General features: G+C 56.3%; 19 protein-coding genes. 4 read left to right on the top strand and 15 right to left on the bottom strand.

Annotated elements, in window-relative coordinates; translation table 11 throughout:
• Positions 1-168: a hypothetical protein gene (locus KHQ28_RS12850; protein ID WP_002917926.1), complete on the bottom strand. Its 168-nt coding sequence runs from the start codon at positions 166-168 to the stop codon at positions 1-3.
• Between the two features lie 24 nt (positions 169-192).
• On the bottom strand, positions 193-894 hold the full coding sequence (locus tag KHQ28_RS12845) for a pirin family protein (protein WP_002917925.1): 702 nt from the start codon (positions 892-894) through the stop codon (positions 193-195).
• 104 nt (positions 895-998) lie between these two features.
• On the opposite strand from KHQ28_RS12845, the gene KHQ28_RS12840 reads away from it, so the two are divergent.
• Positions 999-1,895, top strand: a complete 897-nt coding sequence (locus KHQ28_RS12840; protein WP_211777615.1) for a LysR family transcriptional regulator — start codon at positions 999-1,001, stop codon at positions 1,893-1,895.
• 41 nt (positions 1,896-1,936) lie between these two features.
• Here KHQ28_RS12840 and KHQ28_RS12835 read toward each other — a convergent pair whose 3' ends face one another.
• The 11 genes from KHQ28_RS12835 to KHQ28_RS12785 all read right to left on the bottom strand — a co-directional run bounded on the left by KHQ28_RS12835 (position 1,937) and on the right by KHQ28_RS12785 (position 9,394).
• A complete protein-coding gene (locus KHQ28_RS12835) occupies positions 1,937-2,305 on the bottom strand; it encodes a DUF805 domain-containing protein (RefSeq protein WP_002917923.1) in 369 nt (122 codons plus the stop codon).
• 126 nt (positions 2,306-2,431) lie between these two features.
• The gene (locus KHQ28_RS12830) at positions 2,432-3,418 is read right to left on the bottom strand and encodes a glutathione S-transferase family protein (RefSeq protein WP_002917922.1); all 987 of its coding nucleotides are present in this window, start codon (positions 3,416-3,418) and stop codon (positions 2,432-2,434) included.
• Positions 3,419-3,498: 80 nt separating this feature from the next.
• A complete protein-coding gene (locus KHQ28_RS12825; RefSeq protein WP_032418342.1) occupies positions 3,499-3,891 on the bottom strand; it encodes a DoxX family protein in 393 nt (130 codons plus the stop codon).
• Positions 3,892-4,236: 345 nt separating this feature from the next.
• On the bottom strand, positions 4,237-4,533 hold the full coding sequence (locus KHQ28_RS12820) for a YqjK-like family protein (protein ID WP_004144862.1): 297 nt from the start codon (positions 4,531-4,533) through the stop codon (positions 4,237-4,239).
• Positions 4,530-4,928, bottom strand: coding sequence for a phage holin family protein (locus tag KHQ28_RS12815; RefSeq protein ID WP_002917917.1), 399 nt, complete (start codon positions 4,926-4,928; stop codon positions 4,530-4,532). The genes KHQ28_RS12820 and KHQ28_RS12815 overlap by 4 nt, the downstream gene beginning before the upstream one ends.
• Positions 4,929-4,930: 2 nt before the next feature.
• Positions 4,931-5,236 (bottom strand): YqjD family protein, encoded by a 306-nt coding sequence (locus KHQ28_RS12810; protein ID WP_002917916.1) that lies wholly within the window; start codon positions 5,234-5,236, stop codon positions 4,931-4,933.
• 45 nt (positions 5,237-5,281) lie between these two features.
• On the bottom strand, positions 5,282-5,650 hold the full coding sequence (locus KHQ28_RS12805; RefSeq protein WP_002917914.1) for a DUF1090 domain-containing protein: 369 nt from the start codon (positions 5,648-5,650) through the stop codon (positions 5,282-5,284).
• Between the two features lie 149 nt (positions 5,651-5,799).
• On the bottom strand, positions 5,800-6,177 hold the full coding sequence (gene mzrA, locus KHQ28_RS12800; protein WP_004218213.1) for an EnvZ/OmpR regulon moderator MzrA: 378 nt from the start codon (positions 6,175-6,177) through the stop codon (positions 5,800-5,802).
• Positions 6,178-6,185: 8 nt separating this feature from the next.
• A complete protein-coding gene (yqjA, locus tag KHQ28_RS12795; RefSeq protein ID WP_002917909.1) occupies positions 6,186-6,848 on the bottom strand; it encodes a DedA family general envelope maintenance protein YqjA in 663 nt (220 codons plus the stop codon).
• A 340-nt stretch (positions 6,849-7,188) separates the two neighbouring features.
• The gene (exuR, locus tag KHQ28_RS12790) at positions 7,189-7,965 is read right to left on the bottom strand and encodes a transcriptional regulator ExuR (RefSeq protein WP_002917907.1); all 777 of its coding nucleotides are present in this window, start codon (positions 7,963-7,965) and stop codon (positions 7,189-7,191) included.
• A 127-nt stretch (positions 7,966-8,092) separates the two neighbouring features.
• Positions 8,093-9,394, bottom strand: a complete 1,302-nt coding sequence (locus KHQ28_RS12785; RefSeq protein ID WP_002917905.1) for an MFS transporter — start codon at positions 9,392-9,394, stop codon at positions 8,093-8,095.
• 480 nt (positions 9,395-9,874) lie between these two features.
• Between KHQ28_RS12785 and uxaC the strand changes: the two genes are divergently transcribed.
• The 3 genes from uxaC to KHQ28_RS12770 all read left to right on the top strand — a co-directional run bounded on the left by uxaC (position 9,875) and on the right by KHQ28_RS12770 (position 13,477).
• Positions 9,875-11,287 (top strand): glucuronate isomerase, encoded by a 1,413-nt coding sequence (uxaC, locus tag KHQ28_RS12780; RefSeq protein ID WP_002917899.1) that lies wholly within the window; start codon positions 9,875-9,877, stop codon positions 11,285-11,287.
• An 18-nt stretch (positions 11,288-11,305) separates the two neighbouring features.
• Positions 11,306-12,793 carry a UxaA family hydrolase gene (locus tag KHQ28_RS12775; protein ID WP_002917898.1) on the top strand — a complete coding sequence of 496 codons (1,488 nt, stop codon included), beginning with the start codon at positions 11,306-11,308 and terminating at the stop codon, positions 12,791-12,793.
• A gap of 129 nt (positions 12,794-12,922) precedes the next feature.
• The gene (locus tag KHQ28_RS12770; RefSeq protein ID WP_002917897.1) at positions 12,923-13,477 is read left to right on the top strand and encodes a YgjV family protein; all 555 of its coding nucleotides are present in this window, start codon (positions 12,923-12,925) and stop codon (positions 13,475-13,477) included.
• Between the two features lie 15 nt (positions 13,478-13,492).
• On the opposite strand, the gene sstT is transcribed toward KHQ28_RS12770, so the two are convergent.
• Both sstT and KHQ28_RS12760 read right to left on the bottom strand, forming a co-directional pair.
• Entirely contained in the window at positions 13,493-14,740 is a 1,248-nt protein-coding gene (gene sstT, locus KHQ28_RS12765; protein ID WP_002917895.1) for a serine/threonine transporter SstT, read from the bottom strand.
• 266 nt (positions 14,741-15,006) lie between these two features.
• On the bottom strand, positions 15,007-15,978 hold the full coding sequence (locus tag KHQ28_RS12760) for a TerC family protein (protein ID WP_023284316.1): 972 nt from the start codon (positions 15,976-15,978) through the stop codon (positions 15,007-15,009).
• Between the last annotated feature and the right edge of the window lie 57 nt (positions 15,979-16,035).

Raw genomic sequence — 16,035 nt, 5'->3', positions numbered from 1 at the left:
TCAGGCGAGACTTTCTTCATCCCGCAGGCGGATCTCCGCTTCGGCAACAATGGCTTCCAGTTCGCTAAGCATCTCATCATAACCAAAGCTGGCGGCCCCGGCGACTTGCGGTTGCACCGGGGCTAACGGCGTTGGTGACGCCTTTTTTCTGTTTTTCTTCTTACTCACTGACAGACTCCATCACTTCCGTTGTTACACCGGTAAATCTATCAGCAAAGCGCGCAGCGGCGTATCGGCGACGAGGGTAATGTTAGCTTCGTCACGAATAAATGCGCCGTCACCGCAGGTGAGAGCCTGCTTTTGCTGTTCCTGTGCGACGGCATGGACGGAGCCGTGAATCGACTGCAGATAGGCGCGTGGACCATGTAATTGCACGTTGATCTGCTCACCTTTCTCCAGCGCGATATGGTAGACCCAGGCCTGTTGGCGAAGCTGGAGGCTGTTATCCCCGCCCTCCGGAGAGGCCAGCAGCTGCAGCGTCGCGTCTGCGACATTGATTTTCTGCTGCAGCGGGTTTTCCCGCTGCGGGCAGGCATCAAGCCAAAGTTGCATTCGCGTTAACGACTGCTCTTTACTCAGATTATGCTCGCTATAGCTCACGCCAGGCTGGGTGGCGATCAGCAGCGCTTCACCGGCTTTGGCCTGCACGTGGTTGCCGTCGCTGTCGCGATACTCCGCTTCGCCTTCCAGAATCAGGTTCAGGATATCGACTTTTGGGTACGTTCTGGCCTGGAAGGAAGCGCCGGGCGCCAGCACTTCCTGGTTGAGGACGCGCAAGGATGCGAAGCCCAGTAATTTCGGGTCGAAGTAGTGGCCAAAGGAGAAGGTGTAGCGGGCCTGCAGCCAGCCGAAGTCTGCTTGTCCGCATTGTTTGGCTGTTCGGGTAGTAATCATGTTCTTGACCTCTCTTTACACTAAATCAATGGTAAAGGTATGGACGCTGTATTGTTAGCCAGATATTCTGCCCGGTATGTTCAAATTTCCTGAATGAGAAAGCGATGGCCAAAGAGAGAGCATTAACGCTGGAAGCGTTACGCGTGATGGATGCGATCGACCGGCGCGGAAGCTTCGCTGCCGCAGCTGATGAGCTGGGACGCGTGCCTTCCGCCCTGAGCTACACCATGCAAAAACTGGAGGAGGAACTAGACGTGGTGCTGTTTGACCGCTCAGGTCATCGCACGAAGTTCACTAACGTTGGAAGAATGCTGCTGGAGCGCGGGCGCGTGCTGCTTGAAACGGCGGATAAACTCACCACCGATGCTGAAGCCCTGTCGCGTGGTTGGGAAACCCACCTGACGATCGTTACCGAAGCGCTGGTGCCCACTCCGGATCTGTTTCCGCTGATTGAGAAACTGGCGACTAAATCAAACACCCAGCTGTCGATTATCACTGAGGTGCTGGCCGGCGCCTGGGAGCGGCTGGAGCAGGGGCGGGCGGATATCGTTGTCGCACCGGATATGCATTTTCGTTCCTCTTCGGAGATTAACTCGCGCAAACTCTATTCGGTGCTCAGTGTGTACGTCGCGGCGCCGGATCACCCGATCCATCAGGAGCCGGAGCCGCTCTCTGAGGTTACCCGCGTGAAATACCGCGGCGTCGCGGTGGCGGATACCGCGCGCGAGCGGCCCGTCCTCACCGTTCAACTGCTGGATAAACAGCCGCGTTTAACGGTGAGTACGATAGAAGATAAACGTCAGGCGCTACTGGCCGGACTGGGCGTGGCGACTATGCCCTATCCGCTGGTGGAGAAGGATATTGCCGAAGGTCGCCTGCGGGTCGTCAGCCCGGAATACACCAATGAAATTGACATTATCATGGCCTGGCGACGGGACAGTATGGGCGAAGCGAAGTCCTGGTGTCTGCGTGAGATCCCCAAGCTGTTTGCCGGCAGATAGTGATGAAGACGCTCCTCCCGCTAGCGGGAGGAGCAGGAAGATTAGTAGGAAAAGGGTTTCGGATCGGGCCCGAAGCGATTATTGCCTTCGGTGCCGCGCTGGCAGTTAAAGATCAGGATCACCAGCCAGCCGATGACCGGGATCAACAGCAGCAATAGCCACCAGGCCGAACGATCGGTGTCATGCAGACGGCGAAATTGCACCGCCCACCACGGTAAAAAGACCAGTACGCCATAGATAGTGGTCAGAATGCCTTCGCCGCCAGCCCGCTGCCAGCCCAGCATTTTATCGATGATGCTCAATACGCCGGTCAGGATGAGGTTGACCAGAATAAACATCCAGTACTCTTTGCGCCGCGCACGGCCGCCAAATCCTATATAGTTTTTTAATACCTTGAGATACCAGTCCATTTCTACGCCTCAATTAACCGTCAATCACTTGTTTTTTAAGCGATCGCAATAAGAATAGACGTGAATGAATGGTGGGTAAATATCTGTTTTCTGAATTATTGGGCGCCATCACTGGCGCCCGACAGATCAACGGAAGCGCTGATCGCGACCGTGCGGTTCGTTGAGATCCTGCTGCGGCCCAATGGAAATAATACCGGTAGGGTTAATGGTTTTATGGCTGCGGTAATAGTGGTGACGGATATGCGGAAAACTCACCGTCTCGGCGATACCCGGCATCTGGTAGATGTCGCGCAGGAAACCGTACAGATTGAGGTAATCGCTGATGCGCCGTTTATCGCATTTAAAATGGGTCACATATACCGGGTCGAAGCGTACCAGCGTTGTCCATAGGCGAATGTCGGCTTCCGTTAGCTGATTGCCCGTCAGATAGCGATGCTGGCCGAGGATCTGCTCCAGCCGCTCCAGCGAGGTAAAGACCGCATCCACCGCTTCGTCGTAAGCTTGCTGGCTGGTGGCAAAGCCGGCTTTATACACGCCGTTGTTGACGTTGTCATAGATCCAGCCGTTCAGCTCATCGATTTGTTCCCGCAGCGCTGGCGGGTAGTAATCCCCGGCCCGGGCGCCAAGGCCATCGAAGGCGGTATTGAACATGCGGATGATTTCTGCCGACTCATTGCTGACGATGGTCTGCTGTTTTTTATCCCACAGCACCGGCACGGTCACGCGTCCGGTGTAGTGCGGGTCGGCGTGCAGATACAGCTGATAGAGAAAGTCATGCTGGTAGAGGGTATCGCCGGTGGCTTCCGGGAAGCTATCGTCAAAGGTCCAGCCGTTTTCCAGCATCAGCGGATTGACCACGGATACGGGGAGAAAAGGCTCCAGACCTTTTAATTTACGCATAATTAACGTGCGATGCGCCCACGGGCAGGCGAGAGAAACATACAAATGATAGCGATCCTTTTCCGCTGCAAAACCGCCTTCACCGCTGGGGCCAGCCGCGCCGTCGGCGGTCAGCCAGTTACGGAAGGCGGAAACGGAACGTTTAAAACGCCCACCGGTGGATTTTGTGTCATACCAGGTATCCTGCCAGACGCCGTCGACTAATTGTCCCATCTTTGCTCCTCCTTCAGACTACAGATAGCAAAAGCGAGGAGTGGTCTCCTCGCTTTTTTCATTCATTCAGTATAGTGCGCTTACCATTTCTTATTCAGTACACGGTCAATACTGAAGGTGCCCGGTCCGGTAATGGCCAGCAGCAGGTAACCGCCCGCAATGGTCAGGTTCTTCATGAACATCAGGGAGTTCACGCCTTCCGCAAAGTTGCTATGGAACAGGAACGCGGTCAGCAGCGTAAAGCCCGCAGTGAACAGCGCGGTGGTCCGGGTCAGGAAACCGAACAGAATCGCCAGACCGCCGCCGAACTCAAGGAGGATAGTCAGCGGCAGCAGCGCGCCCGGGACGCCCATGGCTTCCATATACTGCTGGGTTCCCGCATAACCGGTGATTTTGCCCCATCCTGCAGTGATAAACAGAATCGGCATCAGAATACGCGCTACCAATACACCAACATCTTCTAATTTTTTCATTTGTTACTCCAGAAAACCCAAAGGGCGGCGGTTTTGTTTTTTAGTGCAATCCCGCGTAGTTACGCGGTGTTGCTGTCGATGGAGAGGATAGTAGCGAGGCGGAGAGGGAATTGTTAGCAAGGAAAACTGTAGATCTATTTCAAAGTTTCTGAGCAATCAGTACGCGGAGGCGAAAGTGTACCGAACGCGATGGGCCACCACCGGTCCTGGTATGGCGTGAGGTAAAGGGCGTCGTAGAGAAGGGCGCGCTACGGAAAAGGCGCATGTTGCTGCGAACAGGGTGCGGTAACGGACAGGGAAATGGCAGAGCGAGGGCGCCAGGGAAAGCGCCCACGCTCAGGGCCGCTAGCGAACTGCCGACTGGCGCAGGATCCCGCGCACCAGGCGCCAGGTGCTCCACAGTCCGAGTCCGCGTTTGGTCCAGCGCATTAAAAAATGCGGATGTCGTACGGACCATACGGCCATCAGACCGCTGCCAACCATCAGCCACGAACGTAAACTCAGCAGCGTATGCCAGCCGCGGTCGAGGGGCGCAGTCGCCTCGTGCCAGTGACGGCGGCAGGCGCTGAGCTCCAGCCGTTGCTGCTGGATCTGGCGCAGCAGCTGCGCCTTTTGCCGTTCACGCTCCTGTCGGCCATTCACGATTTATCCTCCTCCAGAAGGGCACGGTCGTTCTCCAGCTCTTTACGCGTTAGACGCAGCAGCGTGGAGCGGCGCGCCTTACGTAGGGTTAGGATACCCACGATCGCGGCGGCGAGGAGCAGCACAACGGTGGTGGCGATCATCACGTGCAGGCGGTACTGAGCGTCAACGGCCCAGATAACCAGCACCAGCAGACTCATGAGGCCAAACGCGGCAAACAGCAGCGTCAGTCCGGTCATGATCAGCAGCTGGAAGAGGTTGGCTTTCTCCTCCTCCAGCTCCACGACGACCAGACGCAGCCGCGTTTCCACCATTTCGACCAGCAGCGTGACGATGCGCTGACCAATGGAGAAAACGCGCTGACCCGGTCCCTGCGTGTGTTGAGTATTCGCCATAATCAGCGACGCGACAGCAGGACACCCAGCACCAGCCCGACGGCGGCGCCAATTCCTACCCCAGTCCACGGATTTTCGCGAACATAATCATCCGCTCGCGCGGCGGTCTCACGAGTTTGACGAAGAATCGCTTCGCTGGTTTCACCCAAACGAGCGCGGCTCTCTTTCAGCGCGCTCTCGGCTTTACTGCGCAGTTTACCCATCTCTTCTTTCGACTTGTCCGCCGAGGAATTTAGTACTTCCTCCAGGGTATCCGCCAGCGTTTTCAGTTCTGCACGAAGGTCGTCAGTCACATTCTCTTTAGCCATGTCGTTCTCCTGTAGCGTGGTCCGTGTTGCGAAAGTTAATGGTGATTAGTAATCCCGAGACTCCAGCGTTTTTAACTCCTGTTGCGCTTCATTGAGTTTATGCTGGCGTTTGTTAATTTTGTCCGCATCGCCTTTCTTCCGGGCTTCCTGCAGATCGCGCTGACGTTCAGCGATCTCTTCCCGCTGTTTGGCAATTTTTTGCTTATGATCGGCTTTGAGTTTACTGTCGCTACAGTTTTCCCGAACCTGACGTAGCGCAGTATTTAGCCCATCAATGCGACTTTGATTATGATGCTTTTCGGCGTAGCTGATCTCTCGTTGAATATCCTGCTCTTTTTCCTGGCAGGGAGAGGCGGCTAGGGCGCTGGCGCTAAGTGAAGTCAGGACCAGAAGCAGAGCGATGCGGTGTTTCATGGATAGTACCTTCCATTGTCTGAGGGGATACCCGGAGGATATACCCGTTCCCGTTGGTGAACGTGAATGCGTTGATTCCCGCAGGTTTAAGCATAGTAACAAATGCGGGAAACCACCAGACTGGGTTAAAAACGCAGTCTGGCGGCAGCTTACCCGAGGCGATGCGGCGCGTCGCGCAGGCGGGATAGCCAGGCGGTGGGCGAGTTATCGTCCTCCAGCAGGGCAATAATATAACCATGTGGCAGAGCGCGGCCGAGAACTTCTTTCGCCGCCGCGCCCTGGGCGGTGGAATCGAACTTAATCAGCAGACCATCCTTCTGCGGCGTGATGCTTTTAAAGCGGATGCCGTTGGCATCGAGATGATGCCAGACGGAGAAACCGTCCGGCATTCCGATACCCTGGCCAACCGGGCGGATCGCCAGCGTGGCCTCCTGCTGCTGCACCGCCAGCCAAAGCCAGAACAGGGCGCCGAGCAGAAGAGAACCACCCAGCAGCCAGCTGAACTGGCGCAGGGAAGGGCGTTTCATGACCATCATTAGCCCCGGCTTCTGTATTTTTTCTTCCACAGCACCACCAGCGAGCCGATCAGTCCGAAGACCAACAGGGCAACCGGCAGGAGCATCAGGCAGGACATCAGCTGATCTTCATACTTGAGGAATACCGGGGTTTTACCCAGCAGATAGCCAAGCGAGGTCAGGATGAGCACCCACAGCAGGCCGCTCATCCAGTTGAAAAACTGAAAACGGGCGTTATTAAGGCCGGAAAGCCCGGCGATGGTGGGCAGCAGCGTGCGTACGAAGGCGATAAAGCGGCCGATCAGCAGCGCGGAGAGCCCATGCTTATGAAACAAGTGATGCGCACGCTGGTGATAGTGCGAAGGCAGGTGTGACAGCCAGTTTTGCACGATCCGCGTATTACCCAGCCAACGCCCCTGAATATAGCTTAGCCAGCAGCCGAGGCTGGCGGCGGCGGTGAGCAGCAGCAAAGTTTCCGGAAAACCCATCGCCCCTTTGGCGATCAGCACGCCCACGAGCACGAGCAGACTATCCCCCGGTAAAAACGCGGCAGGCAATAACCCGTTCTCAAGGAACAAAATCATAAACAAGACAAAATACAGCATGCCTATCATGGAGGGATTCGCGAGCGTTTCGTAATCCTGAGCCCACAAGGCATTCAATAACTGGGTAAATAGTTCCATTCACGATTCCTGGTACATCGGTTAACGGCACGTCTGAGCGCGTGGCATATAGGGCGACAAGATTTTTATGAGATTATGGTCGCTGCTTAGGCGCTCTGAACGCTTCCCTGTATAAGACTGAAGTAAGTAAATACCTACCCCCAGAACGACAAAATGCATCTAATTGTAACAAATCACCTGACTTTCCGTCAGAGAAATTGCAACGTGTTGCTCGTTGATTTTGCTGATTGCGGAGATGGGAGGCGAGAGGATTTACACAGGCTGACACTATATATGACTTGCTTACTCCAGCCTCACTGTCAGACAGGCGCGCAGGGGGGCGCGCCGGAGGGATAAGGCCTTATTTCGCGCCGTTGACTGCAGTATCGAGATGAACCACCGGGTTTTCGGCAAATAAGTAGCGATCGGCATTAAATTCAAAGTCATCGCTGGTTTCGTTGAACAACATTTGCTTGGTATTTTCCAGATGCTGCCACATCGCCAGCTTGGCGGCGTTGGGATCTTTTCGCAGCAGAGCTTTCAGGATCTGATCATGGTCGTCGCACCAGTTATCGACCGTACGCAGGTCGATATGCTCATGCAGCTTTTTCCAGTAGGGGTTATGCACGCGCTGGGTCCACATCTTTTCCACGATCGCCGCCAGCGCGCTGTTCTGCGTCGCCAGCGCCACCTGGACGTGAAACTGCAGGTCCCACTCGGAGTCGCGGAAACATTTCTCGTTACGCGCTTTCTCCTGAATCTCCATCAGCTTCATGATGTCCTGTTTGGTCACCTGAGTCGCCGCGAATTCGGCAATATTGCTTTCAATTAGCTGCCGCGCCTGCAGCAGTTCAAAGGGGCCATAGTTGGCGAACTCAAGGCTTTCATCGGCCACCTGCTGGTATTTCGGATGGTTGGAGATAACGTGGATACCCGACCCTTTGCGGACTTCGACATACCCTTCCACTTCCAGCATGATAATGGCTTCACGAACCACGGTGCGGCTGACGTTTTTTTCATCGGCGATGAAGCGCTCGGCGGGCAGCTTATCCCCTACAAGGTAGACACCTTGTTCGATGCGCGTCTTCAGCTCAGCGGCAAGCTGCTGATATAGACGGCGTGGTTCAATGATTTCCATATTCGCTCCCGGAAGATGGCGACAATATTCGATTTGTTATACCACTTTTACGCGCTTTCCACCACTGGCAGGCATGAAAAAGCCGCCTGAGAAGGCGGCTTGATCGGCGATTACCTTGCCATTCGATCTAACTCTGCGTGACCGGTTTGCGGCTGCTAAGCGGCGTCGAGTCATCGTCAGCCGGTTTGTTTTTCAGCACCGTCCAGATAACCAGCGCGCCCAGCAGGTCAAAGACGGCCAGTACCGCAAACAGCGGGCTAAAGCCGATGGTGTCTGCCAGCGCGCCGACAACCAGGGCGAACATGGTGCTCGCCAGCCAGGCGGCCATCCCGGTCAGACCGTTGGCGGTAGCGACTTCGTTACGGCCAAAGACGTCGGAAGAGAGGGTAATCAGCGCCCCGGACAGTGCCTGGTGAGCGAACCCGCCGATGCACAGCAGGGCAATCGCCACGTACGGGCTGGTGAACAGGCCGATCATCCCCGGGCCAATCATCAGCAGGGCGCCCATGGTGACCACCATTTTACGCGACACGATCAGGTTGACGCCAAACCAGCGCTGGAACAGCGGCGGCAGATATCCGCCGACGATGCAGCCGAGGTCGGCGAACAGCATCGGCATCCAGGCGAACATGGCGATCTCTTTCAGGTTAAAACCGTAAACTTTGAACATGAACAGCGGGATCCAGGCGTTAAAGGTCCCCCAGGCCGGCTCGGCGAGGAAGCGCGGCAGGGCGATACCCCAGAACTGACGGTTGCGCAGGATTTGCCACGGCGACATTTTCTTCGCGTTATTGGTCTGATGCTGAGACTCCTGACCGCCAATGATGTAGTCACGTTCTTCGTCAGATAATTTTTTCTGGTCGCGCGGGTGTTTGTAGAAGATAAGCCAGGCGATAGCCCAGGCGAAGCTCAATACCCCGGAGATGATGAACGCCATCTGCCAGCTGTGCATGACAATCGCCCATACCACCAACGGCGGCGCGATCATGGCGCCAATAGAGGAACCCACGTTGAAGTAGCCCACCGCGATAGAGCGCTCTTTTGCCGGGAACCACTCTGAGCTGGCCTTCAGGCCGGCGGGGATCATTGCGGCCTCCGCTGCGCCGACTGCGCCACGGGCCAGCGCCAGTCCACCCCAGCTGCCGGCCAGCGCCGTTGAGCCGCAGAATACCGCCCAGGCGATGGCGAAGAAGGCATAGCCAATTTTGGTCCCCAGAATATCAAGGACATACCCCGCGACGGGCTGCATAACGGTATAGGCAGCGGAATAGGCTGCAATGATATAGGAGTACTGTTGGGTCGAAATGTGTAACTCTTCCATCAGCGTCGGCGCGGCCGCCGCTACGGTGTTACGGGTCAGGTAGCCCAGCACGGTGCCCAGCGTCACCAGCGCGATCATGTACCAACGTAACCCTTTAATTTTACGCATGTAAACCTCATCGTCTGTTATCTTTCCGCATCAGGAGCGGCCTTTACCGAGCGCAATAAGCGGCCGGGAAAGCGAAACGGAGGATTCAGGAGGGTAGTCCCCTCTGGCCTGAACCTTACCATCAGTTGTTATGTTGAAAGTCGGTATCCATTCCGTATAAGCCGATGCCATAAGCACCGGTAATGCATTCCGTCGGTTTATATGTTGCGACGGCAGAAAGATAACTTGTCATACAACTTTAAAAGTTGAGAGCTGTCACAAAAGTGGGAAAGTTAGTGTGGTCTTTATCCCTTGACTGGAAAGCCAGAGATGGCGCGCTCTGGCGAGGTGTTTTGCTCCAGGGCGGTCATTTTTTTATCGACGTTTATTGATCTAACTCACGAAAAACAGTTCGGTCTGTAGAAATTGGTGTGATAACTTTGTCAGCATTGTAGTCAATCATCTGAAAGGCTCCCGCACTGGAGCGAAGAGGACACGCGAATGACATCGTTTATGACTGAAGATTTTCTACTTGATACCGAGTTTGCCCGCCGTCTGTACCATGATTACGCCAAAGATCAGCCGATTTTCGACTACCACTGCCACCTTCCGCCGCAGCAGGTTGCCGAAAACTATCGCTTTAAAAACCTGTATGACATCTGGCTGAAAGGCGATCACTATAAATGGCGCGCAATGCGCACTAACGGCGTGCCGGAGCGTCTGTGTACCGGTGATGCGTCCGATCGCGAGAAATTTGACGCCTGGGCGGCCACGGTTCCGCACACTATTGGCAACCCGTTATACCACTGGACCCATTTAGAGCTGCGTCGACCTTTTGGTATTACAGGTAAGCTGTTGTCGCCATCCACCGCCGATGAGATCTGGGACCAGTGTAATGATTTGCTGGCTCAGGATGCCTTCTCCGCCCGCGGAATCATGAAGCAGATGAATGTGAAGATGGTCGGTACCACCGACGATCCGATTGATTCTCTTGAGCACCACGCGGCTGTCGCCAAAGACAACTCCTTTGACATCAAAGTGCTGCCGAGCTGGCGCCCGGATAAAGCCTTCAACATCGAGTTGGCGACCTTCAATGATTATATGGCTAAGCTGGGCGAGGTATCCGATACCGATATTCGCCGCTTCGCTGACCTGCAAAGCGCCCTGACCAAACGTCTGGATCATTTTGCCGCACACGGCTGCAAAGTCTCCGATCATGCGCTGGACGTGGTGCTGTTTGCCGAAGCGACCGACGCCGAGCTGGATGACATTCTGGCGCGCCGCCTGGCTGGCGAGACCCTTAGCGAACACGAAGTGGCGCAGTTCAAAACCGCGGTGCTGGTATTCCTCGGCGCAGAGTATGCCCGTCGCGGCTGGGTCCAGCAGTACCACATTGGCGCGCTGCGTAACAACAACCTCCGTCAGTTCAAACTGTTAGGGCCAGACGTCGGCTTCGACTCGATCAACGATCGTCCGATGGCGGAAGAGCTGTCTAAGCTGCTGAGCAAGCAGAACGAAGAAAACCTGCTGCCGAAAACGATTCTCTACTGCCTGAACCCGCGTGATAACGAAGTGCTGGGCACCATGATCGGTAACTTCCAGGGTGAAGGCATGCCAGGCAAGATGCAGTTCGGCTCCGGCTGGTGGTTCAACGATCAGAAAGACGGTATGGAGCGGCAGATGACCCAGCTGGCGCAGCTCGGGCTGCTGAGCCGCTTCGTCGGGATGTTGACCGACAGTCGCAGCTTCCTCTCCTACACGCGCCACGAATACTTCCGCCGCATTCTCTGCCAGATGATCGGCCGTTGGGTGGCTGCCGGCGAAGCGCCTGCGGATATCGCGCTGCTGGGCGAGATGGTGAAAAACATTTGCTTTAACAATGCGCGTGACTATTTCGCCATTGAACTGAACTAAGGCCAGAGGTCGGTTGATATGCAATACATAAAAATCCATTCGCAGGATAACGTCGCGGTCGCGCTGACGGATATCGCTGCCGGTAGCGTGGTGACGATTGATAATGACTCGGTCACCCTCGGCCAGGATATCGTTCGCGGCCACAAGTTTGCACTGCGCGCTATCGCGAAAGGGGAAAACGTCGTTAAGTACGGGTTGCCGATTGGCCATGCGCTGGCGGATATCGCGCCGGGAGAGCATGTTCATGCGCACAATACGCGCACCAATCTCAGCGACCTTGACGCGTATCGCTATCAACCGGACCTGGTTGCCCAACCGCCACAGCCTGCGGATCGCGAAGTACAGATTTATCGTCGCGCCAACGGTGACGTCGGCGTGCGCAATGAGCTGTGGATCCTGCCGACCGTCGGCTGCGTCAACGCGATGGCCAGACAAATGCAGAACCGTTTCCTGAAAGAGACGTATGGCGCTGAGGATATCGATGGGGTACATCTCTTCAGCCACACCTATGGCTGCTCGCAGCTTGGGGACGATCACATCAACACTCGCACCATGCTGCAAAATATGGTTCGTCACCCGAACGCCGGGGCGGTGCTGGTGGTTGGCCTTGGCTGTGAAAACAACCAGGTGGAGGCCTTTCGCGAGACGCTGGGCGAGTTTGACCCGCAGCGCGTGCACTTTATGGTTTGCCAGCATCAGGACGATGAAGTGGAGGCGGGGGTTGAGCATCTGCATCAGCTGTATGAAGTGATGCGTCAGGATAAACGCCAGCCGGGCAAGCTCAGCGAGCTGAAGTTTGGCCTCGAGTGCGGGGGATCGGACGGCCTGTCGGGCATTACCGCTAATCCGATGCTGGGCCGCTTCTCAGACTATGTGATCGCCAACGGCGGCACTACCGTGCTGACCGAAGTGCCGGAGATGTTCGGCGCTGAACAGTTGCTGATGAGCCACTGCCGCGACGAAGCGACCTTCGACAAGCTGGTGACCATGGTCAATGACTTTAAGCAGTACTTTATTGCTCACGACCAGCCTATTTACGAAAACCCCTCGCCGGGTAATAAGGCCGGAGGGATCACTACTCTCGAAGATAAGTCGCTGGGCTGTACTCAGAAAGCGGGCTCCAGCCAGGTGGTGGATGTTCTGCGCTACGGCGAGCGCCTGAAGGTTCATGGTCTGAATTTACTGAGCGCGCCGGGCAACGACGCGGTCGCCACCAGCGCGCTGGCCGGCGCCGGCTGCCATATGGTGCTGTTCAGCACCGGTCGCGGCACGCCGTACGGCGGCTTTGTGCCAACGGTGAAGATCGCCACCAACAGCGAGCTGGCGGCGAAGAAAAAGCACTGGATCGACTTTGATGCCGGGCAGCTGCTCCACGGCAAAACGATGCCGCAGCTGCTGGAAGAGTTTGTGGATGCCATTGTAGCCTTCGCCAACGGTAAACCGACCTGTAATGAGCAGAATGACTTCCGCGAGCTGGCCATCTTTAAAAGCGGTGTTACCTTGTAAAGGCGTATTTGCGTTGGCGCCCAGAGGCTTGGTTTGTGTATCGGCCTGATAGCGTAGCGCCATCGGGCTCGTAACAGCGGCGTTTCAGCCAGTGAAGCGCCGTTTGTTTTTTTCAGTCAGGGAGCTTACATGACCGCGTATTGGCTGGCCCAGGGGGTCGGCGTCATCGCCTTTCTTATCGGCATTACCACCTTTATCAACCGCGATGAACGCCGTTTCAGGCTACAGCTGGCGGTCTATAGCGCTATTATCGGCGTTCATTTTTTCCTGATGGGCGCCGGGCCGGCTGGAATGAGCGCCGGGCTCAATGCGCTTCGCACAGTCATTTCCTTACGCACCCGTAGCCTGTGGGTGATGACAGTCTTTATCCTCCTGACGTTGATTCTCGGCCTGGGTAAACTGCAGCATGCCATGGAGCTGCTGCCGATCATTGGCACCGTCGCCAGCACCTGGGCGCTGTTTCGCTGCAAAGGGCTAACCGTCCGCTGCGTGATGTGGTGCTCCACCGCCTGCTGGGTCACGCATAATCTGTGGTTGGGTTCCATTGGCGGGACGCTGATAGAAGGCAGTTTCCTGATCGTCAACGGGCTGAACATCATTCGCTTCCGCCGGATGCAAAAGCGCGGTATCGATCCGTTTAAGGTTGAAAACGCAGTACAGGAAGAGAGCCCCTCCGCCCGATAGCGGAGGGGAAAGGCGTTATCCGCGCAGGGCGTTTTTCGCCAGCTGGTCGTCTTCCGCCATGCAGGCCGCGGCGGTAAACAGGGCGTCGGTGGAGGAGTTCAGGGCGGTTTCGCAGGAGTCCTGCAGCACGCCGATAATAAAGCCAACGGCAACCACTTGCATCGCCACATCGTTCGGGATCCCAAACATATTACAGGCCAGCGGGATCAGCAGCAGCGAGCCGCCCGCCACGCCGGAGGCGCCGCAGGCGCACAGCGAAGCGACCACGCTCAGCAGCAGCGCCGTCGGCAGATCCACCGGAATATTCAGCGTATGCACCGCCGCCAGCGTCAGCACGGTGATGGTGATTGCTGCGCCTGCCATATTGATGGTCGCCCCCAGTGGAATAGAGACCGAATAGGTGTCGCGATCCAGATTCAGCTTCTCGCACAGCGCCATATTCACTGGAATGTTGGCGGCGGAGCTGCGGGTGAAGAACGCGTAAACGCCGCTTTCGCGCAGGCAGGTGAGCACCAGCGGATAGGGGTTGCGGCGGATCTTCCAGAACACCAGCAGCGGGTTAATCACCAGCGCTACCAGCAGCATACAGCCCACCAGCACCAGCAGCAGCTGGGCATAGCCCCACAGGGTCTCGAAACCGGTGGTCGCCAGGGTGGAAGATACCAGGCCGAAGATCCCCAGCGGCGCAAAGCGGATCACCACTTTAACGATAAAGGTCACCGCGTGGGAGACGTCGTTGATCAGGTTTTTGGTGGTGTCGTTACCATGACGCAGGGCGAAGCCAAGCCCCACCGCCCACACCAGAATGCCGATATAGTTGGCGTTCAGCAGAGCGTCGATCGGGTTGGACACCATGCTCATCAGCAGGCCGCGCAGCACCTCAACAATCCCCGACGGCGGCGTGATGCTGTCGGCGGCGGTGGTTAAGTGCAGGGTCGAGGGAAAGAGAAAACTGAACAACACCGCGGTCAGCGCCGCGCTAAAGGTGCCCAGCAGATAGAGAAACAGAATGGGGCGTATACTGGTTTTTTGTCCGTGCTGATGGTTGGCGATCGAGGCCATGACAAGCATCAATACCAGCACCGGCGCTACCGCTTTTAACGCGCCGACGAACAGGGTCCCCAGCAGACCGACGGCGATAGCCGCAGGCTTAGAGACCAGCGCCAACAGTACGCCAAGCACCAGGCCGATTAAAATTTGTTTCACCAGGCTGCCTTGCGCCAGGCGGGAGAGCCACCCTGATGAGGGAGTGCGTGTTGTCATAATTCATTCCTTCCAGTGATGTAGCAAGCCATCCCAGCCACGTATTATTTTTTACGTTTATGTCAGGATGTAAGTAGATGTTTGCATAGTCGAGTATACGGAAAGAAAGACTGGCGGGAAGCGTAAAATACTGTGATTTTAATATGGATCTTATTTTTTAACTGCGTAGTAACATAATTGTGACATGAGCAGGTATTCTCGTTACGAGAACGTCTGCTATAGCTGATTACCGCGCCGCCAGCGAGGGCCGACGGCGCGGTAGCAGATTACTCTGGCAGTTTGCGCTGCTTGTCGTGCTGCCTGTTGACCCAGGCGTTAATCAGCAGCGTGACGGCCAGGATGCCGCCCACCACGCCCAGCGAGATGGCAACCGGGATATGGTAGAAGTCGACGATCAGCATCTTCACGCCAATAAACACCAGGATCACCGACAGACCGTATTTGAGCATCGAGAAGCGCTCAGCGACCCCCGCCAGCAGGAAGTACATGGCGCGCAGGCCGAGGATGGCGAACAGGTTCGAGGTCAGCACGATAAACGGATCGGTGGTGACCGCGAAGATTGCCGGGATACTGTCGACGGCGAAAATCACGTCGCTCAGTTCCACCAGAATCAGCACCAGCAGCAGCGGGGTGGCGAACAGCACCCCGTTTTTACGGGTGAAGAAGCGCTCGCTCTCGATTTTATCGGTCATCCGCAGATGGCTGCGGATCCAGCGCACCAGCGGCTTATCGCCGATGCCGGACTCGTCCTCCTTCGCCAGCGCCATCTTCACCCCGGTAAACAGCAGGAAGGCGCCAAAGACGTACAGCAGCCAGTCGAACTGCGAAATCAGCCAGCTGCCGGCGAAGATCATAATGGTACGCAGAACGATCGCGCCCAGTACGCCATACACCAACACCCGGCGCTGCAGAGCAGGCGGTACGGCGAAATAGCTGAACAGCATCAACCAGACGAAGACGTTATCGACCGCCAGCGCTTTTTCAATCAGATAACCGGTGAGGAAGGCTAAGGCCTGCGGATCGGCGACGGCCCGGCCCTGAGTTTGCACCAGATACCACCAGAAGGCGGCGTTGAACAGCAGAGAAAGCGTGACCCAGAGGATTGACCAGCCAGCGGCCTGCTTCATGGTCATGCTATGTGAACCGCGTCGTCCCTGAAGCAGCAGGTCGATTGCCAACATGATCGCGACAACGACAGCGAATCCACCCCATAGCAACGGCGTGCCGACAGTATTCATTTGATATTCCTTACATAAAAACAAAACGGCTGACGTCGGAAGACGGCAGCCGCTGCG

Origin of the sequence: Klebsiella sp. 28 (genome assembly GCF_018223905.1) — a bacterium.
Classification (GTDB): domain Bacteria; phylum Pseudomonadota; class Gammaproteobacteria; order Enterobacterales; family Enterobacteriaceae; genus Klebsiella; species Klebsiella pneumoniae.
Note: the sequence above shows the minus strand (reverse complement) of the source record. Positions and strands in the feature narration are given on the sequence as shown.